17 protein-coding genes are annotated in these 23,556 nt (G+C 48.3%); 1 reads left to right on the top strand and 16 read right to left on the bottom strand.

Going from position 1 to position 23,556, the window contains the following annotated elements:
- Positions 1 to 260 precede the first annotated feature (260 nt).
- Positions 261 to 776: a 3-hydroxyacyl-[acyl-carrier-protein] dehydratase FabA gene (gene fabA, locus ACXADJ_RS02470; RefSeq protein WP_028293937.1), complete on the top strand. Its 516-nt coding sequence runs from the start codon at positions 261 to 263 to the stop codon at positions 774 to 776.
- A gap of 947 nt (positions 777 to 1,723) precedes the next feature.
- Here fabA and ACXADJ_RS02465 read toward each other — a convergent pair.
- The 16 genes from ACXADJ_RS02465 to cysN form a co-directional block, all read right to left on the bottom strand.
- A complete protein-coding gene (locus tag ACXADJ_RS02465; RefSeq protein ID WP_475062682.1) occupies positions 1,724 to 2,440 on the bottom strand; it encodes a hypothetical protein in 717 nt (238 codons plus the stop codon).
- A complete protein-coding gene (locus tag ACXADJ_RS02460; protein WP_475062680.1) occupies positions 2,433 to 4,649 on the bottom strand; it encodes a GumC family protein in 2,217 nt (738 codons plus the stop codon). The genes ACXADJ_RS02465 and ACXADJ_RS02460 overlap by 8 nt, the downstream gene beginning before the upstream one ends.
- 11 nt (positions 4,650 to 4,660) lie before the next feature.
- Positions 4,661 to 5,230 carry a polysaccharide biosynthesis/export family protein gene (locus ACXADJ_RS02455; protein ID WP_475062677.1) on the bottom strand — a complete coding sequence of 190 codons (570 nt, stop codon included), beginning with the start codon at positions 5,228 to 5,230 and terminating at the stop codon, positions 4,661 to 4,663.
- 88 nt (positions 5,231 to 5,318) lie between these two features.
- Entirely contained in the window at positions 5,319 to 6,497 is a 1,179-nt protein-coding gene (locus tag ACXADJ_RS02450; protein ID WP_475062675.1) for an outer membrane beta-barrel protein, read from the bottom strand.
- A gap of 521 nt (positions 6,498 to 7,018) precedes the next feature.
- Positions 7,019 to 8,422 carry an undecaprenyl-phosphate glucose phosphotransferase gene (locus ACXADJ_RS02445; RefSeq protein ID WP_475062673.1) on the bottom strand — a complete coding sequence of 468 codons (1,404 nt, stop codon included), beginning with the start codon at positions 8,420 to 8,422 and terminating at the stop codon, positions 7,019 to 7,021.
- Between the two features lie 474 nt (positions 8,423 to 8,896).
- The gene (locus tag ACXADJ_RS02440) at positions 8,897 to 10,372 is read right to left on the bottom strand and encodes an MBL fold metallo-hydrolase (RefSeq protein ID WP_475062671.1); all 1,476 of its coding nucleotides are present in this window, start codon (positions 10,370 to 10,372) and stop codon (positions 8,897 to 8,899) included.
- Positions 10,373 to 11,116: 744 nt separating this feature from the next.
- Entirely contained in the window at positions 11,117 to 12,283 is a 1,167-nt protein-coding gene (locus ACXADJ_RS02435) for a nucleotide sugar dehydrogenase (protein ID WP_475062669.1), read from the bottom strand.
- Positions 12,284 to 12,495: 212 nt separating this feature from the next.
- Entirely contained in the window at positions 12,496 to 13,917 is a 1,422-nt protein-coding gene (locus ACXADJ_RS02430; protein ID WP_475062667.1) for a phosphomannomutase, read from the bottom strand.
- A gap of 119 nt (positions 13,918 to 14,036) precedes the next feature.
- Entirely contained in the window at positions 14,037 to 15,476 is a 1,440-nt protein-coding gene (locus ACXADJ_RS02425; protein WP_475062665.1) for a mannose-1-phosphate guanylyltransferase/mannose-6-phosphate isomerase, read from the bottom strand.
- Between the two features lie 114 nt (positions 15,477 to 15,590).
- Positions 15,591 to 16,859 carry an oligosaccharide flippase family protein gene (locus ACXADJ_RS02420; RefSeq protein ID WP_475062663.1) on the bottom strand — a complete coding sequence of 423 codons (1,269 nt, stop codon included), beginning with the start codon at positions 16,857 to 16,859 and terminating at the stop codon, positions 15,591 to 15,593.
- Between the two features lie 39 nt (positions 16,860 to 16,898).
- A complete protein-coding gene (locus tag ACXADJ_RS02415) occupies positions 16,899 to 17,645 on the bottom strand; it encodes a polysaccharide lyase (protein WP_475062661.1) in 747 nt (248 codons plus the stop codon).
- The gene (locus ACXADJ_RS02410; RefSeq protein ID WP_475062659.1) at positions 17,632 to 18,642 is read right to left on the bottom strand and encodes a glycosyltransferase; all 1,011 of its coding nucleotides are present in this window, start codon (positions 18,640 to 18,642) and stop codon (positions 17,632 to 17,634) included. The genes ACXADJ_RS02415 and ACXADJ_RS02410 overlap by 14 nt, the downstream gene beginning before the upstream one ends.
- Positions 18,635 to 19,750 (bottom strand): glycosyltransferase family 4 protein, encoded by a 1,116-nt coding sequence (locus tag ACXADJ_RS02405; protein ID WP_475062657.1) that lies wholly within the window; start codon positions 19,748 to 19,750, stop codon positions 18,635 to 18,637. Before ACXADJ_RS02405 ends, ACXADJ_RS02410 begins: the two co-directional genes overlap by 8 nt.
- Entirely contained in the window at positions 19,731 to 20,981 is a 1,251-nt protein-coding gene (locus tag ACXADJ_RS02400; protein WP_475062655.1) for a hypothetical protein, read from the bottom strand. Before ACXADJ_RS02400 ends, ACXADJ_RS02405 begins: the two co-directional genes overlap by 20 nt.
- Positions 20,968 to 21,750 carry a sulfotransferase family protein gene (locus ACXADJ_RS02395; RefSeq protein WP_475062653.1) on the bottom strand — a complete coding sequence of 261 codons (783 nt, stop codon included), beginning with the start codon at positions 21,748 to 21,750 and terminating at the stop codon, positions 20,968 to 20,970. Before ACXADJ_RS02395 ends, ACXADJ_RS02400 begins: the two co-directional genes overlap by 14 nt.
- Complete coding sequence (gene cysN, locus ACXADJ_RS02390) at positions 21,750 to 23,156, bottom strand: sulfate adenylyltransferase subunit CysN (protein WP_475062651.1); 1,407 nt, start codon at positions 23,154 to 23,156, stop codon at positions 21,750 to 21,752. The genes ACXADJ_RS02395 and cysN overlap by 1 nt, the downstream gene beginning before the upstream one ends.
- Positions 23,157 to 23,556: the final 400 nt, after the last annotated feature.

Here is a 23,556-nt window from a genome sequence, read left to right as displayed (position 1 = left end):
AAACGCCACTGGCTACCGCAGGAACAGCGGCTCTCGATTTTTTATACTCCCCGGCTCCCGACTCTAACAAGTGTTCGAAATACGCAATTCCACGTCGTATCAAGACAACCGAACCTTCAATAAACGTTTGTCTGAAAATCAGCACGAAGTCGTAGCGATTATTTCCAAATATTCAAGTAACCTTCATTAGCAAACCAAAGTCCGCTGTGTCATCTTTACGGCCACGGAAAAGAATACGCTTTTAAAATGAGGAAACGAGCATGACTCGCCAACAATCTTTCGATCGTGATGCCCTGCTGGCATGCGGTCACGGTGAACTTTTTGGTGAAGGGAACGCCCGTTTGCCACTGCCCAACATGCTGATGATGGACCGCATTGCCCACATCAGCGACGAAGGCGGTAACTACGGTAAAGGCGAAATTATTGCCGAACTGGACATAGACCCATCCCTGTGGTTCTTCGACTGCCACTTCGAAAGCGATCCGGTAATGCCAGGTTGTCTGGGACTGGACGCCATGTGGCAGCTGGTTGGCTTCTACCTGGGCTGGCGTGGCAACCCGGGCCGCGGTCGCGCACTGGGCTGTGGTGAAGTGAAATTCCGCGGTCAGGTACTGCCAACCGCCAAGAAAGTAACCTACCGCATCAGCATCAAACGCGTGATGGAACAGAAACTGGTTATGGGCATCGCCGACGCCGTAATGGAAGTCGACGGCCGTGAAATCTACAGCGCCAAAGACCTGCGCGTAGGCCTGTTTACCTCTACCGAAGACTTCTGATATCGATTGATATCAGCTGCGAAAAAAGGCGATCCTCGGATCGCCTTTTTTGTGCCCGGAAGAAATGCCTTGTAGGGATGGGACATGTCCCATCCGTCCGGCAAAGCCGGATGTTCGCAGGCAAGCCTGCCCTACAATGGAGTACCCACGATCGGCAGCAAGCTACCTCCTACAAGTATCAATCCTCAACGTAGGATGTATTAGCGGAACGCGTAATACATATGGAGCAAGCGATATTTAACAGCGCCAAGCATTTCAGTGAAGTGTAGGGATGGGACATGTCCCATCCGTCCGGCGGAGCCGGATGTTCGCAGGCAAGCCTGCTCCTACAATGGAGTACCCACGATCGGCAGCAAGCTACCTCCCACAGGTATCAATCATCAACGTAGGATGTATTAGCGGAACGCGTAATACATATGGAGCAAGCGATATTTAACGGTGCCAAGCATTTCAGTGAAGTGTAGGGATGGGACATGCCCATCCATCCGGCGGAGCCGGATGTTCGCAGGCAAGCCTGCCCTACAATGGAGTACCCACGATCGGCAGCAAGCTACCCCCCACAGGTATCAATCATCAACGTAGGATGTGTTAGCGGAATGCGTAATACATATGGAGCAAGCGATATTTAACAGCGCCAAGCATTTCAGTGAAGTGTAGGGATGGGACATGTCCCATCCGTCCGGCAAAGCCGGATGTTCGCAGGCAAGCCTGCCCTACAATGGAGTACCCACGATCGGCAGCAAGCTACCTCCTACAAGTATCAATCCTCAACGTAGGATGTATTAGCGGAACGCGTAATACATATGGAGCAAGCGATATTTAACAGCGCCAAGCATTTCAGTGAAGTGTAGGGATGGGACATGTCCCATCCGTCCGGCGGAGCCGGATGTTCGCAGGCAAGCCTTCTCCTACGGGTAAACACGATTCAACGGCTTGCCCTTTGAAGGTTACTTCTTACGTTTTTTCATGCAGTACGGCGCTGCGCGGTTAAGTGGCAGGTTGGCGCACAGCATGTCACGGTAGCCGTACTCACGCGCAGCCTGAAACGCTCGGCGGGTGGTTTGGCCGTAGGGCATAGCGGCTTGTTTGATAAACCACTGTCGCTGTTCTTCGGTCAGCCTTGGCCACACTCGAAATCCCGCTTTAAAAAGATGTCGATGCACGCCGCGCTCATTATAGGACTGTGCGATCAGCTGGTCGACGTGTCTATGAACTTGCTCGACTGGCGCGTTGTAATACGACAACACCACCAAGGCGGATAACGGGTAATAAGGCCAGCCTGGGCGCAGCTCAGCGGCTCTATCCCAATGATCAACCGATAGACTTAGCGACTCAACAACAGCACCACCTTTCGCATGAGCTCCTTGCTTCATATAAAACTGGGCTTGGGCTTCATGATATTCGGGAATCCAACCCGCAACCGGAGCAACCAGCTCAAGCCAGGAGTTAGGATGCACAACAGTAACGTCATCAAAGGCCACATCAGCCGATCTCCCGACTTTAATCAGCGCTTGAACGACAGCGAAATACACACAGAACAGTGCAACCGGTATCCCCAGAATCGCAAAAACCCGCAATACCAGAACTGGCAGCGGGGTTTTGGAAGTCAAAGCAGAGGAATCACTCCCCTGCTCTGCTGAAGCGCTATCGAACGACTCAGGCATTCTTTTCCTCGGAACGATAGCCGTACGCATCGTAGTAGCCTTGGTATTCACCATAGCTGCCGTAACGCGCTTCTTTATTAACATCCAGCTGGTTCAGCACCACGCCGTAAATACGGGCGTTGGAATCGTCCAGCTTGGTCAGGCAGCTCTTCACCAGCTTGTCGCGGGTTGCGTCTGCCTTCACCACATAAACCACACCGTCAGCCAGGGTCGACAGGTACAAGGCATCACTCACCAGCTTCATTGGCGCGGAGTCAATGATGATGCGCTGGTAACGCTCACGCAGAGTACCCAGCAGCTTCTCGAAGTTGCGGGAGCTCAACAGCTCAAGCGGGTTTGGCGGGATAGGACCAGCCGGAATCACATCAACGTTGAGGTCTTCCATGTGGTGAATACACTCATCCAGTGTATCCGGGTAGGCCACCGCATTCGACAAGCCCTTGCTGTTTGGCGCCAGGCCCAGTTTCTTGGCCATGGTCGGACGGCGCATATCGGCGTCGATCAGCAGGGTTTTTTCCATCTGACCATAGGCTTCCGCCAGGTTGGCAGACGTGGTGGTTTTACCTTCACCCGGTACGGATGAGGTCAACAAAATCACCTGAGCCGGGCTTTCCAAGCCAGCCAGCGTCAAGCTGGTACGCAAGGTACGCACCTGCTCCGACAAGCCATGCAAGGTATCATCCGAGAAGGCACGAACCAGTCGGCCTTCTTCGATGTTCAGTTTCTTCAGGATGCCGGAATCGATCATTGGCAGCATGCCCAGCAATGGCGTACCCAGCTTACGATCAACATCATCCGGGTTTTTCAGAGTGGCATCCAAAGCATCCAGCAGGAACGCCAGGCCCACACCAAACATCATGGCAACTACAAAGGTCAGAGCCACAACCAGTTTCTTGTTAGGTTTTACCGGCTCGCTAGGCAATACCGCCGGGTCGGTAATACGGGCGTTTGCTGCTTGCAGATCGCCAGTTTCGTTGGTTTCACGAATACGATCAAAGAACGTTTCATACAATTGACGATTACCACGCACTTCACGGGTATATTCGTTCAGCGTGAATTCCGTACGGTTCAGCTTACGCACTTCTTCAACCTTGTCGGCCAGTGCGCCTTCCAGAGCAACCTCTTTTGACTTGGAGGTGTTGTATTCCTTCTCAATACTGGAAGCAATACGGATCATCTGAGTACGAACAGACTCACGAACCGCATCCAGATCAGACTGCGCTGCGATCATTTTCGGGTGTTTTGGCCCATAACGCTTGGACAGCTCAGATACTTTCAGCTCTGCCTGCGTCTCATTCTGGCGTAACACAGCGACCAGTGGGTTATTCAGAATTTGCGGCAGGCTGCTCAAACTGTCATAGCTGCGGTCATCCAGCGATTGCAGCTGATTGTATGCCGTTTCAGCTTCCAGACGACGTGAACTGGCTTCTACCAGGCGCTCGGTAATTTCATCCAACTGCTTGGACACCAGCGTGTCGACACCTTCAACATCAATCAGGTTGTTGGCTTCGCGGTATTCCTGCAAACGGCGCTCAGACTCATCAAGACGCGCTTTCAGGCCACCCAAACGCTCTTGCAACCAGCTGGCTGCTTGCTGGGTCATGCCAATTTTGGCTTCCAGCTGAGAATCGATATATGCCTTGGCCATGGCATCGGAGGCGCGCTGAGCCAGTTCTGGAGATTCGCTCTCAACAGACACTTTTACCAACTGGGTTTTACGCAGTGGTGAGACAGATACCGCTTCCCAGAAATTATCAACTGTTGCAGCCAGAATCTCGGCTTCGGTCGGCGCTTCGGACTCACCCAAAATCATTTCTTTCAGAGAGAACGACTTGGCGTTAGCCGGATGGGCAGGATTGAACTCAGGGTTATTCACCAAATCCAATTGAATCGCTACACGCTTGGCCAACTCACGGGACTTGAGGATTTCAAATTGAGTCTGGAAATATTCAGAAGACTGCCCACCAATACCGTACACCTCTTCAATGGATACGATCTTGGCTTCTTCAGCTTCAATCAACAAGGTTGTGGTGGCTTTGTAGACTGGCGTCATGGACATAACCACCAATACCGCAATAGCAGTAGCAACAATGGTCAGCGCCAGAATTTTGCTTAAATGGCGGCGAAACACTCGCCAGTAGTGCATCAGGTCAATCGTTTCTACAGAAGCCGTGCCGCCGGCTTCAAATCCGTTATTACGTTCATTCATAGTCATCACAATCAGAAGAAGCTCTGCTCCACCGTAATTACGTCACCCGGCTGTACCACATCGTACAAATCCAGGGATTTCTTCTCACCCGGCTCTACCAGCAGCCCCTGTGAAGTACCGTCCTTGACTGCACTCTGATCGTGCATAACAAAAATCTTGCTTTTGGAAGCGCGCTCGGTGAAACCACCGGCAATGGAAATTGCCTTATCTACGGTCAGGCCCGGGTGAAACGCATAACTGCCAGGCTTCTCAACCTCGCCCGTCATGTAAAACGGACGATACTCAACAATCGACACCGTCACGCTTGGGTCTAACAGGTAAGGACCCTTCAAACGGGTTACCAGTTCTTCTTCCAGCTCTTTAGGGCTCAAGCCAGAAACCGATACATCTCCCAACAATGGGAAGGAAATAGTCCCGGACAGGCCAATACGCACTTCCTGACTCAAGTCAGGCTCGTCATACACACTGATCTGAATCAGGTCGCCAGCACCCAAACGGTACTGAGCAGGAGCAGCCATCGAATTGATGGAGAATGAGAAAGAAACCAGACTGAGAACCAGCAGGCTGAACCACCGCAGCATTGAAGACATCCTGTTTAGCAACTTACCAAAACACCATCGGCCTGCAAGGCAGGCCGATGACTTAAGCAAGAATATAGTGAGTTAAGGCTTAGAAGGCCAGAGTAGCACCCACAGAAATTACTCGCTTGCTGTAGTCTGCATCGGCAGCGTCAGAGTCACGCTTGGCGATATCCAGAGCAGCTTTTACGTCCAGCATTTTCATCGGAGAGTAGATACCCGCAATGGTGAATGCCTTGGTAGTATCTTTACGATCGAAATCAACGTAATCATCACCGTTCAGGGAGGCCATTACGTTCATTGCCCACATGGTGGAGAACTCGTGATCCCAGTTAACCATGGTGTAGCTGTTGTCAACGTAAGAACCGATACCGGTAGATTCGTTGGAGCTCTGGCTGGTCATGAAAGTAACGGTAGAGTAAGTCTTAGGAGACCAGCTTACGTTACCTTCCCAGGAGAAGGAGCTGTTGTCGTCAAAAGTGGACTCATCGAAAGAACGCTTCGCGGTACCGATCTTGAACTCACCAGTGGTCTTGCCAGTCATGTTCCAGCTAGCACCTACCAGGAACTTAACCAGAGAACCTTCTTTGGCAGAAGCGGCATCTTCGTCGTAAGAGATTTCAGCGTTGCTGATATCAAACAGTACCTTGGTGTCTGGAGAAACAGTCAAAGCCAGCTCTGCACCAACAGTGGTCTTGTTGTATTCCAGAGTGCCAGTGATATCTTCGTTGTTGTCGTACTCTTTACCGAAACCCTCAACGTAACCGGTTACGTTAGCGAATGCAGAGTCGGCACCGTAAGTAGCAGAAGCACCCAGAGTCAGTTCGCTGTACTCGGAAGGATCTCGTTCGTTGGTGGTTTCGGTTTGCAGTGAACCGGTACCACGGTCGTCATGACCTTTGGTGAAGTTGAATGCACCAGCAACAGAAACGCGAGAAGTTGCTTCGTACTCAGCACCCAGAGTCAGCAGGTGATCCAGGTAATTGTCATCAGAATCGGCAGAGTAAGTTGCAGATTCAAACTGGTAGAAAGCGTTAACAACCGCTGCGCCCAGGTCGGCGTTCAGGCCAACGTTTGGACGAACACGAGTAATGGTGGCGCTGTTCGTGTTGCTGTCTTCCAGGTAGATGTTGTTGTTGTCGGAGATGGACAGTTCAACACCCGGCAGCACAGTTACGCCGCTTCCAAGCTGAATTCCGTCCGCTTCCACTGCGTATGCGCCTGTTGAAACAGTCGCCATCGCAACCAAAGGTAGCTGCCAAGCTTTCATATCAGTCCTCTCAAATTTTGCTTGAAATCTTACTAAGGAGCCGGCTAACCGGCAGTTCCAAAAATCGGCGCAATTATGACGCGTACTTACAGAAAATAACAGTACATACTGACTTTCATGCATGAATTTTCTTCAGCAACGCGCTTTATCTTCCAGAACCTTACGCCCAACTGCGCCGGACAGGCCAGCACAAGCCAAACAAGCTCATGCTACAGCCACCCAATGCTGACAATCACGGTTCTGAAGTATCTCATTCCGAAAGCAACACTAGCGCTACATTATGAAAACCCGATGAAGATTTGCTAACCGACTCACAAAATCGACTTACAAATTTCATGCAACAGGTGTTCAGCAACACTGGTGTTCAGAATATTTTTATTCTTCAGGATTTTTAAAATTCGTTCCGATTGTCCTACACACGGAACAACAACTCACATATGAACCCTAGCAGTCATAACCCAGAGCCCATCCCATATAAATTCGAGGGCTCTGGCCATGGCTGTGCAGGCGCTTTGAGTGACTCAGTGCACGTGACTTCCCACAAAGCCTTTGAAGAAAGTCAGGAAAACGATTTTGATATCCATCCAAATCGACCAGTTACGGATGTACTCCAGGTCGTAGTGAACGCGTCCTTCCATTTTATCGAGCGTATCGGTTTCGCCACGAAAACCATTAATCTGCGCCCAACCGGTAATACCCGGCTTCACCTTGTGGCGTAGCATGTAGTAAGGAATCAGCTTGCGATATTCCTCGTTGTGAGCCACCGCATGAGGCCTTGGGCCAACTACCGACATACTGCCCTGCAACACGTTAATAAACTGCGGCAACTCATCCAGCGAGGTTTTACGAATAAACGCCCCAACCTTGGTAATACGCATATCGCCTTTCTTGGCCTGCACCACCTTGTCGCCGTTCTCGGTTACCGACATGCTGCGGAACTTCCACACATGAATTTTGCGACCATCCAGGCCATAACGGAATTGCTTGAAAATAACCGGGCCCGGCGAAGTAAATTTCACCGCAGCAGCAATCACCAACATCGGAATTGCGATCACCGCCAGTACACACAGAGAAAACACAATATCGAACATGCGCTTCAACACATCGTTGAAACCAAAGATCGGGGTTTCATAAACACTGATGGTTTGCATATTGCCCACTTCACTCAGGCGGGCATGAATCAGGTTGTACGTGAAGAAGTCCGGAATCAAATGTACAGACGCAGTGGTGTCACCACATTGCTTCAAAATTTCGTCGATGCGCTTTTGAGCCTTCAGCGGCAGTGCAATAAAAATGGTCTCGATCTCACCACGACGGGTTTTATCAATCAGATCGGCAATGGTACCTTCCAGGCATGCGCCGGGAAATTGCTCTTGCACACGAGGCAGGCTGCGATCGTCGTAGTAGCCCACAAACTGGTATCCCATTTCCGGGTTATCTGCCAGCTCCTTGCGCATGGCAACGGCCATGTCGTTCACACCAACAATCGCCACTTTACGCGTGTTGTAACCTTTCTTGCGGAAGTGCTTCAGTAGCGCGCCGAAGGCCAAGCGCCAGCCCACCAGCAACACCATCACGCAGAGCATCCAACCACCGGTTGCCACACGAGAGAAGTCAGAGCCCATCTTGGCAAAGAACACAAACAACATAACGGCAAAACACACCGACACCCAGGCCGCCAGTGGAATCAGCATCATCTTGAGCTGAGAGGTGCCACGCCAGGAGCGATACACATTGAAGGACTCAGCCACCAGCAAGTAACCCACTGCCGCAATTGCCGCAGTGGCGAAATAAATAGGCGCCATGGCAATGCCATAGACAATGGCACACAAGGGGAACAACCCGAAGATAATCGCCAAGTCAATGAGGCGAAACACCGCACTGAAGCTATTAGGGTTGGGTCGGATCATTTTTTGAGAGGTCATTTCACTATTCCTTCAGCGTCCCTGGATGCTGAGATTCCTTTAAAGCCCAAAGTTGAGCCTTAACACGTTACCGCGGGTAAAGATAGGTCAGCAATTATCCCGATATGCGAAAAGTTTGTCTAACGATTCACAAATATTAACACGACCAAATGCGACATACTGGCCGAGATTCCATAAATTCTTCTTACTGTTCAGCTATTTGTCATAAACAGTGCCTATTCGGCACTTTTGTGCCGATTTCCCCGGGTACTGAATGTAACAAGATACCCAGCACTCTTGCCCACTAGCCCACTAGCCCACTAGCCCACTAGCCCAACGATCCTTACCCCTTAGCCCGACATTAATAGCCAGACATCATGCTGATGAGTCACTGTACTAGCTTTCCGTGTCTTGATTTGGCACCGGCACCACGGAGTGGAGCTAATCACACACCCGCGCTGAATAATTCACCCAAATGGGTGAATCGATGGAACATCACACCAATGGCAAGCGGTAACTTTCATGGGGCGTGAAAGGCACCACAACATCAACACCGGGCATTTCGCGTTCCAATACCAACTTCAGTTGCTGCTTGGCGTCATCATCGCCGTGCACCAGCACTACATGCCGAATGGGTGAACCACGGCCAGACGGTCCTTTGGCGAAGGCCAGCAAATCATCCTGATCTGCGTGAGCGCTGTAACCGGACAATGTCTCAACGTTGGCAGCGATATTGACCTTTTTACCATCAACAAACACATAACCGCCTTTAGGACCCCAGTGCTGGATGTCTCGCCCCAGCGTTCCGCGGGCCTGATAACCGACGAACAACACATCCGTTCGCTCATCGGCCAGCAGCGCCTTCAAATAATTCACAATGCGCCCACCAGCACACATACCACTGGCAGCAATCACAATGGCAGGACGCCCGGTGCGACGCAGATATCCCACCGCATTCATATGGTCCTGATGTGATTCAATCGTCAGTAGCTGATCGAAATTCAACGGATGCCGACCGGCGACCAAACGCTGCCTGGCTTCGGCATCCCAATACTCACTCAAGCGCCGGTAATGCCCCGTAAACCGGGCCGCCAGTGGCGAATCCACCACCACATCAACCGCATCCGTTAAACCGGAGCGCCCACCCGATGATTCCGGCAAGTGATGAAAAATGTCCTCAAGCTCGTACAGCAGCTCCTGAGTGCGTCCTATGGAAAACGCTGGAATCAACACAGTGCCAGCATTCGCCAAACAGCGCTTTAACGCAGACTCCAAACGCGCCCGCCGATTACGTCGGTCACCGTGGTTTTTGTCGCCATAGGTGCTTTCCAACACCAACACATCGGCCGACAACAATGGCTCAGGATCAGGCAGCAACGGTGTATCACGTGCCCCCAAATCCCCGGAAAACACCACCTTTTGCAAAGACTGCTCAGTAGCGTCTGAACCAGATGCCGTAATCGTCAACTCGATATAGGCAGAACCCAGAATATGACCTGCTGGCTTAAAACACGCCGTCACCGACTGCCCATCTTGCTCCAACTCCGGCAATGGCACAGCAGCACCATAATCCACCGGGCGTAACATGGTTTTCAGCCGCCCAACCACCTGATTAATTAAACCGGCATCGCGGGTTACCCCCACCTTCAAGGCATCCTCGATCACCAACGGCAATAACTCACAGGTAGCACGACTGGCATACACCGGCCCATCAAAGCCAGCGGCTAACAACCACGGCAAACGACCCACATGATCGATATGGCAATGAGTAACCAACAACGCCCGCACAGACGAAATATCAAACGTGATTTGCGTACGACGCTCCAACGAATCCGCATCCGCGCCTGGAGTGGCTTCCGCCCCCTGGAACATACCGCAATCAACCAACAAGGAATGGCCGTTATCCAGCAACAGCTGATGACAGGAACCCGTTACCCCCGTAACAGCCCCATGATGAGCAAGCGAGAACATAAGTTTTCTTCCATGAAAACGATGAATGAATTGTGCATTAGATTGATGACAAAAATCCTAACAGGATTCACACGACGAGAGCTGCCCCGCAAAATGACCAATTCATACAAATGTCAGGCTTACAAGAAACACGCGGACGAGCCGTCGGGGGCCGCACCACCGCGCTCCCAGAAGCTTGCTGCCGACAGAAACGCGACGTTTGCGCAGTATTTGTAGGGTTGAGGCATGCCTCAACCGAAAGGTGTAGCGATCATGTTATTGCGGGCGAGCCGTCGGAGTGCCGCACCACCGCGCTCCCAGAAGCTTACTGCCGATAGAAACGCGACGTTTGCGCATTATTTGTACGGTTGAGGCATGCCTCAACCGTGAGCGAGTAGCGATCATATTTCGCAACGTAGGAGTTGGTTTGCCTGCGAAAGTTGGGCGTGGCCCAACCTACCAAACAGATACACAGTGGGAGGCAGCTTGCTGCCGATAGAAACGCGAGGTTTGCGCATTATTTGTAGGGTTGAGGCATGCCTCAACCGTCAGCGCGTAGCGATCATATCATTGCGGGCGAGCCGTCGGAGTGCCGCACCACCGCGCTCCCAGAAGCTTGCTGCCGATAGAAACGCGACGTTTGCGCATTATTTGTAGGGTTGAGGCATGCCTCAACCGGGAGCGCATAGCGATCATATTATTGCGGGACGGACCATCCGCATATCGGCTTGCTGAAAGGATGGGACATGTCCCATCCCTACACACTCAATCCTTACCAAACAAATCGCGGGTATAGATCTTCTCAGCTACATCAGCCAACGCCTCATCCTGACGGTTGGCGATGATCACATCAGAAACCTTCTTGAACTCTTCCAGATCACGAATAACCCGAGAATTAAAGAAATCGTCTTCTTCCAACACCGGCTCATACACCACAACCTCAACACCTTTGGCCTTGATGCGCTTCATAACGCCCTGGATCGCCGAGGCTCGGAAATTATCAGAACCAGACTTCATCACCAGGCGGTAAATACCCACAACCTGAGGCTTACGGGCCAACACACTGTCGGCAATAAAGTCTTTACGCGTGCTGTTGGAGTCCACAATCGCACGAATCAGGTTGTTCGGCACTTCATTGAAGTTAGCCAGCAACTGCTTGGTGTCTTTAGGCAAGCAGTAACCACCGTAACCAAACGACGGATTGTTGTAGTGGCTACCAATACGAGGGTCCAGACCCACGCCTTCAATAATCTGGCGGGTGTTCAAACCGTGAGTTTGAGCATAAGTATCCAACTCGTTGAAGTAAGCTACGCGCATCGCCAGATACGTGTTGGAGAACAGCTTAACGGCCTCCGCCTCCGTAGAGTCGATAAACAGCGTATCGACTTCCTTCTTGATAGCACCTTGCAACAGCAAACCCGCAAAACGCTCGGCACGCTCACTCTGCTCACCAATAATGATACGAGAAGGATACAAGTTGTCGTACAACGCCTTACCTTCACGCAAAAACTCAGGCGAGAAAATAATATTGCTACTGCCAAACTCTTCTTTAATACGTTGAGTGTAACCAACCGGAATGGTCGACTTAACAATCATCACCGCATCCGGATTGATGGCCATCACGTCTTTAATTACCGCTTCAACAGAACGCGTATTGAAATAATTGTTAACCGTGTCGTAGTCGGTCGGCGTGGCAATAACCACAAACTCAGCACCAACGTACGCTTCTTCCTTGTTCAAGGTGGCACGCAAGTTGAGATCGTGGTTTGCGAAGTATTCTTCGATTTCCGCATCCACAATCGGCGACTCGCGTCGATTCAGCATGTCCACTTTCTCTGGAACAATATCCAGTGCCACTACTTCGTTATGTTGAGCCAACAAGACCGCATTGGACAAACCAACATAACCCGTCCCTGCAACTGCAATTTTCATAAACTCTAATTCCGTCTACATACTTGCCCTTTGATGAGGCAGCATCTTTATACTGACGAATGAGCCGCCAGTGAAAATCAAACCTGGAACTCTTTCGCCAACGCACTTTTAAAACTTGTAAAACACCGCAATGCCCGGCCAATCAACGATCCCGATAGCACAGTTAACGTTTAGCGACGGTGACAAGCTCCATCGCTACAAACAACGCAGTATTACCGATAAGCTGCCAACTTGTTCAGTACAGACACCACCAACTGATCAGCCTTCTCCGCACTATCAGACTCCGCATAACAACGGAATTCAGGTGCATTACCTGAAGGGCGAAGATGAACAATATCGCCATTTTCCAACGTCAGCCTCAAACCGTCAGTGGTATTTGGCGCCATAACATCCGAAGCCAACTCCAGAGTGTCTTTAACACCCTTTACGTCAGCCTCCCAATCCGCCAGCAAGGCCTTGCTGCGTTCCGTCGGAAACTCCTTCAAACGGTCGCTTCCGGTATAACGCGCTGGCAACTCGCCTACCAACGCCGAAAGACCAACACCCTGTTTTGAAGCCGCCGCCAAAACAAGCAATGCAGGCAGTACAGCATCACGCGTAGGCAATGCCTTTACGGGTACGCCGTTTACCTGCAAATCTGTTTGCAATAAAAATCCGCCATTGGCTTCAAAACCGGCAACACGTTCGTATTTGCCAGCCAGAGCTTGCATTCCTTCAATAACATATGGAGAACCAATACGAGTACGCATCACCGATTCAAAGGCGCCACTCTTATCAATTGCCGTATTGCAGCTCACAGGCACAGCCAAGGCCTGCACCTCAAGATGCTTGGCACATAACAAACCCAATACATCTCCGCGTAACCAGGTTCCTGTTTCATCTGCAATTAAAGGACGATCACCGTCTCCATCGGTAGAAATGATGGCATCAAATCCATACTGAGCAGACCATTCTTTCGCCTGTTGTTGATCTTCAGCAGAAACCGCTTCGGTATCGATAGGAACGAAGGTTTCAGTGCGTCCAAGAGATACAACATCAGCCCCCAAAGCCTGCAATATTTCAATATTGATTTCCCGGCCCGCAGCCGAATGCTCGTAAACCCCGACTTTTTTGCCAGCCAATGTATCTTCTGCAAACAAGCTCGTATAACGCTGAACATACAGCAGGCGTGCTGCATCGGACTCCTCCAACACAGCAGGAGTAATATCTGAAACGTCGGCCTCAGCTGCCAAAATAGCCAATTCATCGGCTTTCTCAATTTCACCATCTGGCCGGTAAAACTTGATGCCATTACGATCAAAAGGAATATGGCTGCCGGTAATCATTATCGAAGGAATGCCATCCTGCATCGCCTTCAATGCCAATGCTGGCGTTGGAATCACACCATAATAATCTACTTCCAGGCCAACTTGCTTGAGAGCCCCGGCACAAGCAGCCGCCATCGCAGGACTGCTTGGACGACGGTCCACAGCAATAGCTACACGCCCGAATTCAAAGCCTTGCTTCATTACCTTAACAAACGCCAGGGTAAACGCAGCACAAGCCGAATTTGTAAACTGCCCTACCAAGCCCCGAGCACCACTGGTACCAAACTTGATGCCACTGGATGCCAAAATGTCCTTACTGGTAGCCATACCAACCTCTGAACCCATATTCTAAAAACCGAAGTACCAAACCAGGCCGCCATAATAAATACAGCCCGGAAAAACAAAAGCCCTGAACATTCAGGGCTTTTTAAAACGTAACCTAACGATCAAGCTCGGCCGTACAAATCCTTAAAGCGAACAATATCGTCTTCACCCAAATATGAGCCAGACTGAACCTCAATCATCTCCAGCTCAATCACACCCGGGTTTTCCAGAGCATGGACCTGACCAATTGGAATGTAAGTCGACTCGTTCTCGGTCACCAGGTAAGTCTCTTCACCATTGGTCACCTTGGCAGTACCCGATACCACAATCCAGTGCTCGGCGCGATGATGGTGCATTTGCACACTCAACTTGGCACCCGGCTTCACCGTAATGCACTTCACCTGGTAACGCTCGCCATTGTCGATGGAATCGTACTTGCCCCATGGACGATACACTTCACGATGGTTTTCGTGCTCGTTACGACCTTCGGCTTTAATGCGGTTCACGATGCTTTTAACATCCTGAACCTTGTCTTTGTGAGCCACTAACAAAGCATCCGGAGTATCCACTACCACCAGTTCGTCTACTCCTAATGTGGTCACCAGACGATCGTTGCTGTACACAAAGCTGTTGCGGGTGTTTTCCAGCATGGTATCGCCACCACCCAGTGTGGCATTGCCGTTTTCGCACTTATCGGCAATTTCCCACAGTGCAGACCAGCTACCCACATCGCTCCAGCCAGCATCCAACGGTGCAACCACCACTTGAGGCTCTGCAGCATCAGCGCTGGAAAGTGGCTCCATAATGGCATAGTCGATGGACTCATCGGCACAGGCTTCAAACGCTTCCTTGTTCACACGAACAAAATCCATGTCTTCGGTAACGTCTGCCATGGCTTTTTCACAGGCCTTAAAAATATCCGGGCGATACTTATTCAATTCTTCCAGGTAACGATCGGCACGAACCATAAACATGCCGCTGTTCCAGTAATAGTTACCGGCTTCCAAATACCCCATGGCAGTTTCGGCATCCGGCTTTTCTACAAACTGCTGCACTGGCTGATTACCGGTTGCTAAAGCTTCGCCTGCCTGAATGTAACCGTAACCCGTGGCCGGTTCGGTAGGAACAATACCCAAGGTACCAAACTTTCCTGCTTCTACTTCTGGCAGGAGCTTTTCAGCAGCCTTCTGAAACGCTTCAGTATCTTTAATGACATGGTCTGCGGCCAATACCAGCATCACTGGAGCCTGCTCACCATCTGCAACCTGCTTCATCACCTGCATTGCCGCCAGAGCAATAGCAGGAGCGGTATTGCGGCCAGCAGGTTCCAGAATGATAGCTCCTTGCTTTCCAGAAGCGCGCAATTGCTCTGCAACCAGAAAGCGATGGTCTTCATTACAGATGACTACAGGATCAATTGAAGACAAACCATCCAGGCGAGCAGCCGTTTGCTGAAGCATGGTCAGATCGCCACTCAGAGTCAGGAACTGCTTCGGGAATGCCTTACGAGAAAGCGGCCAAAGCCGAGTGCCGGAGCCACCGGCCATAATTACAGGGATCATGGTAAGAGTCCTTCAAACCAGAATTCAATTTTAGATGATCATTAATAAATGCGATTAACATCGTATTGCGGCTACTGTACTGACAAGCAGCCGCAAATTCAAAGGTGATAACTATTATCCAATGGGCCAGAACCCCAAACGTCGTTTTACCATCGCCAGTGCGCCCAAATTCTGAACAGACACACCAATCGCAGTAGCGGCAGCAGCACCCATGGCACCGAATTCACGGGTTAACACAAACGCCAAAACAATTGTCAAAGGGCCTGCGAACATGGTTACCCGGCGCATGTCTTTTTCATGGCCGCTCATATTCAACAAGTAGCCCACTGAACCGGTCGCTACGTTAATAAATTGACCTACAGCCATAATACTCAGCAGCAAAGCCCCTTGCTCGAACCCTTCACCGAACAAGCCAAGAATAAAATCAGGGAAGATCAGCATCATGGCCACAACAGGCAACACCATGGCGATCATGGCGCGGGTAGAAATACGCGCCAACCGACGCAGTTCATCCAGCTTTTGCTCTTTCCAAAGCCGAGCATAACGAGGTGCAACAGCCATATTCACAACCATAAGTACAAATGAGGTTACAGTTGCTGTTCGCTGAGCTGCTGACAGGTATGCCAACTCAGTTGAAGCGATCATTGCACCCGCAATCAAAACCCCAGACCACTGCACTAAAAGGCTCATGCTTGAAGCCGCCCATAGATTAGAACTGGACTCCCACAGCTCCGCGTTTTTCAATTTTCCGCCTAATGCGGGGATGCTGGATTCTTTTTGGCGCACCCACAAAACAACCGCCATAACGCTAACCAGCAAGGCAGCCACAAAAAACAGCGATGCAGCATTGCCAGAGCTCAACCATGATGGTTGCTGCCACCAAACCAAACCAAAAATAAGCAAGAACACAAAACCCGCACCCAACTGCTGAAACCAGGTAGCCGCCACAACCCTATGCAGTCCCTGAAAAGCAAAGGAAGATAGGTTAAACAACACCACCAGAGGTAATGCCAGCATCATCCAGAACAAGGCATCGGCAAACTCCGGCTTACCAAACACATGCAGGGCGATGGCATTGGAAAATACACACCCCAGCCCCCCCGCTACACACGCCACTACAGCCGCCCAACGCAAAGCATAAGCAAAGGTGTTTAACGGCTCCTTGGACATACCGTCTGCGCCAAATGCACGCACCAGCACGTTATCCAACCCGAGCCGTAAAAACGTAGAAAGTGCCGTTACTAAAGTGAAACCTAGTAAAAAATATCCGGCCTGTTCAGCACCCAGCACACGACTAACCAAGGCTGTCACAATAAAAGCGACAAAAACGGCGGCCAACCGAACCATAGCAGAAGCCAACGTACTTAAAATCAATCGACGCATAAAACCATTTAAACCGTTTAACAACAGTCCAATAAAAAATCAATCATTTACATCCAAAGAGAGATCAATCAATGAAATATCTTTAAATACGACATAGTTTTCTCCTCGACTTCCTGGCGCCCAAGACGGGTCGTGACCACCATGAAAAAAGTTAAACAACAACATTGAAACATTAGCATCCTGCCGCTGATCTTCATTATATTCAACATAAAACCTTTCTGTTGAACACGCTTGATACCCATTAACATCAAGAATAACGCTACCGTTATATTCACCTGGAGAATTAACACCAATATAGAGAGTGACTGTATTCCATGCCCCAACAACCAGTGGCGTAGACCTAGAGCAATATAAAACCCTCCCATACTGAGCATCCCTGAGCGAGTCATAGATATAAAGAGATAGTCGACCACCGGGCCGAAACATTGGACGAACGCTCCAACTATAACGCTCCTTGGCTACCCGTCCTCCTGTAACAAAGTCTTTATTACCCAAGCCAGGTAGCTTCCCCCCTTTACCCCAACTATAGCCATCAGAAAAATATATATTATAATTCAAGGCTGCAAAATTGGATTCAAAGTCCATCGAAACGTTTGATATGAAACGATTTGAACCATACCCAGTTCCAAGAACCCCCAAAAACAAATAGGAGTCTTCTATGACAACATCTTCACCTAACGATTGCTGAGAGAAACCAGAGACTATATCTTTAACAGAGACCTGATAACCATGTGAAAAGGGCGCTATCAAAACAGCACCCAAGACAAAGGCATTAACGAGAGCCACCCCAGTCAATCCTGCCTCCCTTTAAAACCCCAAGTAAGCCAACCCCAACTCCCCAAGCATGGGAACTGTGTTGTAATATAAAACCCCAAAAAACCAAACAACAAATAGAAACATCCCCCTCTCTGGCCGTTTCATAAATCGCTCCAAATGCCATCAATATTGAGTAAGTTAAAAACACCCCTAAAGACACCACGGGAATAGTAAGCAACCAAGCAATTAAAAAAACATAAAACAGAAATGGAACCAAAGACCGGAAGTTGGGAAACACACCATATTTTTTGTAAATAAAAGGTTTTACGGATGCATATTGCATCATCATCTTAGAAAAATCTTTGTAATTGCGACGAGTGAAATACTCAATTGGGTCATAACCAATTTGAACAATTCGATACCCACTTTTAAGAAGCCTGAAATTATGTTCATAATCCTGCCCCCTAATAAAGTTCTCGTCAAAAAGACCCACTTCTTTAAAGACCTCAGTCCTCCATGCTCCAAAGAGAACAGTATCGACATCTCTTTCTTCATATTTAGGCATTGAAGCATTTCTATGAGAGGCGCCTACGCCAATCTTGGAACGAAGGTTTATTGAAATCGCCTTAGCTTTACTTGATGAATCTCCCGGGACTGATCTAACAGGTATACCCACGTTACCAATATTTATATCTCCAAGTTTTTCAATCAATGGGATTGCAAACCCTGCTGGATAGATTGCATGAGCATCACAACGAATAATATAATCCGTTTCAACGTTTTCAATCATTTGATTCAATGCATAAACCTGTTTCCTTTTTGTATTTTCAAACAGGCGAACGATTCCAGGATTTTTGTCCGAAAACTTTTTTATCTGATCTAACGTTGCATCAGAACTTCCACCGTCAGACAAAAAAATCCAGTAATCATCTTTGCCAAGACCACACTGTAAGATAGATTTCAAACACGGGTATATGTATTCCTCTTCATTGTAACAAGGAATAATAAAAGTAACTTTCCTACTCACCAGAATAAACCTCTTTCAAGATATCAACCGCCGTTCCCCAAGAGTAATTCCTCTCATAATATACCTTGGATTCCCTTGCTTTTTCGGATGCAACAGTTTTACGTTCAACAGCCTCTTCAAGGCATTTCGCCAAAGCGTCTACACTACCATTTTCGAATATAAAAGATCCCTTTTCACCACCCACAACTTCAGTCAACCCATGGAGGTCAGACAATACTAAAGGTTTTTCGTGTTGGACAGCTAGCGTCAACGCCCCACTTGCATCGATATCTCTATAAGGGAAGACACATACCTCTGAATGATATACCAAAGAGCTCAAATAAAAGTCTGACAAATATTCATTTTTAACTATAATCCGATCGATCTTTTTCCCTTCCAGCAAACTTGAAACAGGATAGGAGAACCTCCCAGCCAAGACCAAATTATATTCATCAATATCGCCTCCCCTATTACAAAGCTCACTATAAGCATCAACCAACAGATCCGCCCCCTTGTAAGGTTTAAAATTACCATACATCAGAATATATTTACCACTGATAAAGCTAGACTCACTCGGCTGCTCCACTGGCAAAAGACCATGAGGTGCCACAATTACCTTACTTGCGTCCACTCCCATACCAAGCAATTTACCTTTTACATCCTTGGTATGCACCTGTATATAATCAAAAACTTCTAAAGATTTACGCCAACCGATACTTTGTAAGGAGCTTGTCGCCGTACCATGAAAAGCATTCGTATTATGAGCAGTAAAAACAAGCCTCACATTTGAAAATAATTTAAAAAACATTATTATTTTTGAATCAACAACAGGGATCGGCAGCCATTGAAAGTGAATAACATCGACGCGGCGAAAGCAAATAGCAAAAATCAAATAAGAAACAAGGTAAAAAGCGTGAACCGCTGCCTTCAGGAGAGGATATTTTCTGATTATCCCATCACCAAATGGAAAATAGAAAAATTTAAAAACATCACATCTGACCTCATCTTCGTCAACACGAGCTTTACGTCCAACAAGCTTTACATCAATTCCTGAAAGCTTAAGAGCATTAACCAGCTCAGCATCATAAGGAGCTGTAAACAGTGAGGGATCAACGATATCTACTTTCACTTTCTTTTTCCTCTTGCATCTTTTGATAAATCGTTAAGAAAGCCCACATAATCCAGACCTTCATCGTCACAAGGCCTCCAATCAAAAGCCCCATTAAAAGAAATGGAACCATAACTGACCAGGAAGAATTAATTTTAAAAATATTCTTCAAGAAAAACACATAAGCATAGAAGATTCCAAAACCACCAAGCAAACCAAATGCAATGAAATGCATCCAAAAATAGCTAGTAACCATTTTAGATATTTGAAAAAAATCCATATCCAAAAGCCTACTATAAAACCCATACTCTACAAACATATCAAATACAAAACCGTAAAGAACATCATCAGCTCCAATACCCAACCCAAAAAACGGGTATTCTCTGATAACATCTATTAGAACTAAAACAGGCCCCATGATCCGTGCAAGAAAGCTAAAATCATCACCAGACAAAATATTAGCAACTCGTTCTGCAAAAAACGCTTCCACCAAGAAAACACCTAAAACACCACAAAGAACAGTTAATAAAACGGTAAAAAGGCCAATACGATCTTTATAATACTCATAAAAAATAAGAAAAAATCCCATTACTGCGATTGGAGTCCGAACCATAAAAAGGCAAAATAGCAAAAATGCCGCAGATACAAATAAAGAAGAGAGGTTTCTATTGACTTTAACCAGTAGTACAGACAAAAAGCAACATAAAACGCCTAAATGAGCTGGCTCCCGATTCAACGCTGTCGGCCTTGCAAAACCATAAACCCTTTCATCCCTATCAAAACTTTCATATAAACTCAACGAATACATACTAGATTTGATGCTATCAAAAACCCCAGAAAACATTGTTTCAATGAAAATTAGAGCAATAACAAGAGACATAACAAAGTAGACAAGCTTCAAACCAAACTGCCAACTAACTTTTCCCAATACAACATGAACAAAACAAGCGGATAGCGAAAAATAAACCCCATACTGAACAACCCCCTTCACCAACTCAGGGGACCCTTCCAAACCACCAGCTGAAAGCCAAGAAAAAACAATCACAGCTATCAGAAATCCACATATAGATACAAGACCCTTACCGCCAGATTTTAGAAAGTATATTAGAGACACCAGAAATAGAACGCATATTGACAGCAGCCCCTGCACACGAGCACCAGCAATATTCAAATCAAAGTTCAGCCAAACCCCAAAAACCAACAGCAAAGCCAACAATAGCTCTTCATACCGATAAAACTCAGAAATTTTCATAGCTATACTTCAAGCCTGGGTACAATGAATAGAACTCATCTTCAGCAACAAACCCTTCGTATTCACTAACAACACCAAGAGCCTTAGTATTATTCGACTTCCAATACTCACCTTTTTCTATAACTTTCTCTCCAAGTCCCATATCAATATCATCCGAAACCCGCATCCCAAGATCATTTCTTAGGAAGCTCAAAAGCACTTCCGGCGATTCAACAATATCTTCATACTTGAAAAAGTGATGCTTATCGCAGCCTTTGTACTTACGATGTATTTCAAAATCTAGCAACCAACGCTTCACGCAGTCAGAAATAGATCTCCCTCCGGACCATTCTCTCGAATATTTACTGGTAGCATCATACAATGACCTAACATTTTCATAAGGAGACCGAATTATATGTATAAAAACAGCGTTTGGAAAATCCTCACCTATATCATCAATATAATGAAGGTGTTTTGGTGTCTTTTCTAAAAAGTATCCAGCATCATTAAAAACAGAAAAATCAGAAACGGCTTTTCTAAACAACCTCCTGCAGTACCTCGGTCTAACCAAGCAATCAATGAAGGATATTTTTTTAGAGCTTCCGAGAATCTCAAAAGAATTATTAATTCGAGAACGAGTATAAAATTTTCTCTTTAGGAAATTTTTCGTCTTAAGCTCGCTATAGAAATGCGTTTCCGGTACGGAAACGCAATTTTCAGCATTCATAACAATAGTCTGTAACATCGTACTCCCTGCACGGGGAGTGGACACAATAAATATATTTTCCATTACTTTAAATACTTCCTCACCAGCACTTCAACTTCACGATTAAACGCCGCCAAGCGTTCTTCGTAGCTCATATCGGCAATGGCTTTCTGAGCACCTTGCTCTTCCAGGCTACGTACCATACCGGCACCAATGGTGACATTGCTGATGCGGTCGATGACTACAAAGCTGCCAGTACCAGCAACCTGGTTGTATTCATCCAGTGCCAATGCGCTGTTGAAGTCTACAGTCACTTGACCCACTTCGTTCAGTTGCAGTTGTTCTGCTGTGATGTGTTCCATGGTGTTTACATCAACACGGTGCTGAATGGCGGTTACTTTGCCAAATACACTTTTGGTGCCCGCCTTGAACAGGTATTCCTTTCCGGTTTGCAATGCGTCTTCGTGCATCCAAACCAGCTCGGCGGTAAAGATATCGCCAAACAATGGCGCTTTGCCGGTATAGATGATATCGCCACGGGAAATGTCGATTTCGTCTTCCAGGGTGATGGTGATAGCTTCGCCTGCTACGGCCAGATCCAGATCGCCGTCGGCGGTTACTATACGCGCAACTTTGGATTGCTTGCCAGATGGCAGTGTGGTGATGGTGTCGCCCGGCTGAAGTTCACCTGCTGCTACGGTGCCGCAGAAACCACGGAAGTCGAGGTTTGGGCGGTTTACGTATTGCACTGGCATGCGGAAACCATCGAACTGTTCAGCCAGTTCGTTGCTGGCTTGTACGCTTTCCAGCAGTTCGATCATGGTTGGGCCGGTGTACCAATCAGATTTGGTGCTACGGTCTACTACGTTGTCGCCTTTCAAGGCAGACAGCGGAACCGGATAGATGTTTTTGAAGCCCAGGTTTGCAGCAAAGGCCTGGTAGTCGGCGCTGATTTGGTTGAATACGTCTTCGCTGAAGTCCACCAGGTCCATTTTGTTGACGGCAACGATGACGTTTTTAATGCCCAGCAAAGATACGATGTAGCTATGGCGACGGGTTTGAGTCTGAATGCCTTTACGGGCATCAATCAGGATCACTGCTACGTCGCAGCTAGAGGCACCGGTAGCCATGTTACGGGTGTATTGTTCGTGCCCCGGGCAGTCGGCAATGATGAACTTGCGCTTGTCGGTGCTGAAGTAGCGGTAGGCTACGTCGATGGTAATGCCTTGCTCACGCTCGGATTGAAGGCCGTCTACCAGCAGCGCCAGGTCGAATTCTTCATCGGTGGTGTTGAATTTCTGCGAGTCCTTTTTGATGGCGGCCAGCTGGTCTTCGAAGATAAGTTTGGAGTCGTGCAACAAACGGCCGATCAGGGTGGACTTACCGTCGTCTACGTTGCCGCAGGTGAGGAAACGCAGGATGTCTTTTTCTTCGTGTTGTTTCAGGTAGCCGAGGATGTCGTCGGCGATCATGTCTGATGCGTGAGCCATTGTTTTACCTTCTGTCCATTCCAGCGGGGCTGGAGTATCCATACATTTAAATTGTGTCGGTTTGGCCAATGTGGGGCAAACCGGTGTTGTTTCGTTTGGGTCGGCGGTTTGGCTTTGTTGTGCCTGGGCCGGCCCATTTAAATTTGTTCGTTCAATCGCCGTCGTTATCCGGCTGCGCCGGGCGGATGGGACATGTCCCATCCCTACACGTTACGTTTATGTCTCTCGTAGGGTTGAGGCATGCCTCAACCGTGAGCGCGCAGCGGTCATTACGCCACACCAATCCGGCTTCGCTCTGCGGATGGGACATGTCCCATCCCTACGGTTATGTTCTAGCGCTTGCAGGGTGCGTAATGCGCACCGGTACATTCGTTTGCTTCTGATGTATTACGCGTTCCGC

The sequence above is a fragment of the Oceanobacter sp. ABM4_470 genome (assembly GCF_056158645.1).
This window is presented reverse-complemented; position numbering and strand designations above follow the sequence as displayed.

Excerpts from the sequence above, each read along its gene's own strand:
- fabA (WP_028293937.1), top strand. The coding sequence starts at position 261 with ATGACTCGCCAACAATCTTTCGATCGTGATGCCCTGCTGGCATGCGGT.
- ACXADJ_RS02465 (WP_475062682.1), bottom strand. The coding sequence starts at position 2,440 with ATGCCTGAGTCGTTCGATAGCGCTTCAGCAGAGCAGGGGAGTGATTCC.
- ACXADJ_RS02460 (WP_475062680.1), bottom strand. The coding sequence starts at position 4,649 with ATGAATGAACGTAATAACGGATTTGAAGCCGGCGGCACGGCTTCTGTA.
- ACXADJ_RS02455 (WP_475062677.1), bottom strand. The coding sequence starts at position 5,230 with ATGCTGCGGTGGTTCAGCCTGCTGGTTCTCAGTCTGGTTTCTTTCTCA.
- ACXADJ_RS02450 (WP_475062675.1), bottom strand. The coding sequence starts at position 6,497 with ATGAAAGCTTGGCAGCTACCTTTGGTTGCGATGGCGACTGTTTCAACA.
- ACXADJ_RS02445 (WP_475062673.1), bottom strand. The coding sequence starts at position 8,422 with ATGACCTCTCAAAAAATGATCCGACCCAACCCTAATAGCTTCAGTGCG.
- ACXADJ_RS02440 (WP_475062671.1), bottom strand. The coding sequence starts at position 10,372 with ATGTTCTCGCTTGCTCATCATGGGGCTGTTACGGGGGTAACGGGTTCC.
- ACXADJ_RS02435 (WP_475062669.1), bottom strand. The coding sequence starts at position 12,283 with ATGAAAATTGCAGTTGCAGGGACGGGTTATGTTGGTTTGTCCAATGCG.
- ACXADJ_RS02430 (WP_475062667.1), bottom strand. The coding sequence starts at position 13,917 with ATGGCTACCAGTAAGGACATTTTGGCATCCAGTGGCATCAAGTTTGGT.
- ACXADJ_RS02425 (WP_475062665.1), bottom strand. The coding sequence starts at position 15,476 with ATGATCCCTGTAATTATGGCCGGTGGCTCCGGCACTCGGCTTTGGCCG.
- ACXADJ_RS02420 (WP_475062663.1), bottom strand. The coding sequence starts at position 16,859 with ATGCGTCGATTGATTTTAAGTACGTTGGCTTCTGCTATGGTTCGGTTG.
- ACXADJ_RS02400 (WP_475062655.1), bottom strand. The coding sequence starts at position 20,981 with ATGAAAATTTCTGAGTTTTATCGGTATGAAGAGCTATTGTTGGCTTTG.
- ACXADJ_RS02395 (WP_475062653.1), bottom strand. The coding sequence starts at position 21,750 with ATGGAAAATATATTTATTGTGTCCACTCCCCGTGCAGGGAGTACGATG.
- cysN (WP_475062651.1), bottom strand. The coding sequence starts at position 23,156 with ATGGCTCACGCATCAGACATGATCGCCGACGACATCCTCGGCTACCTG.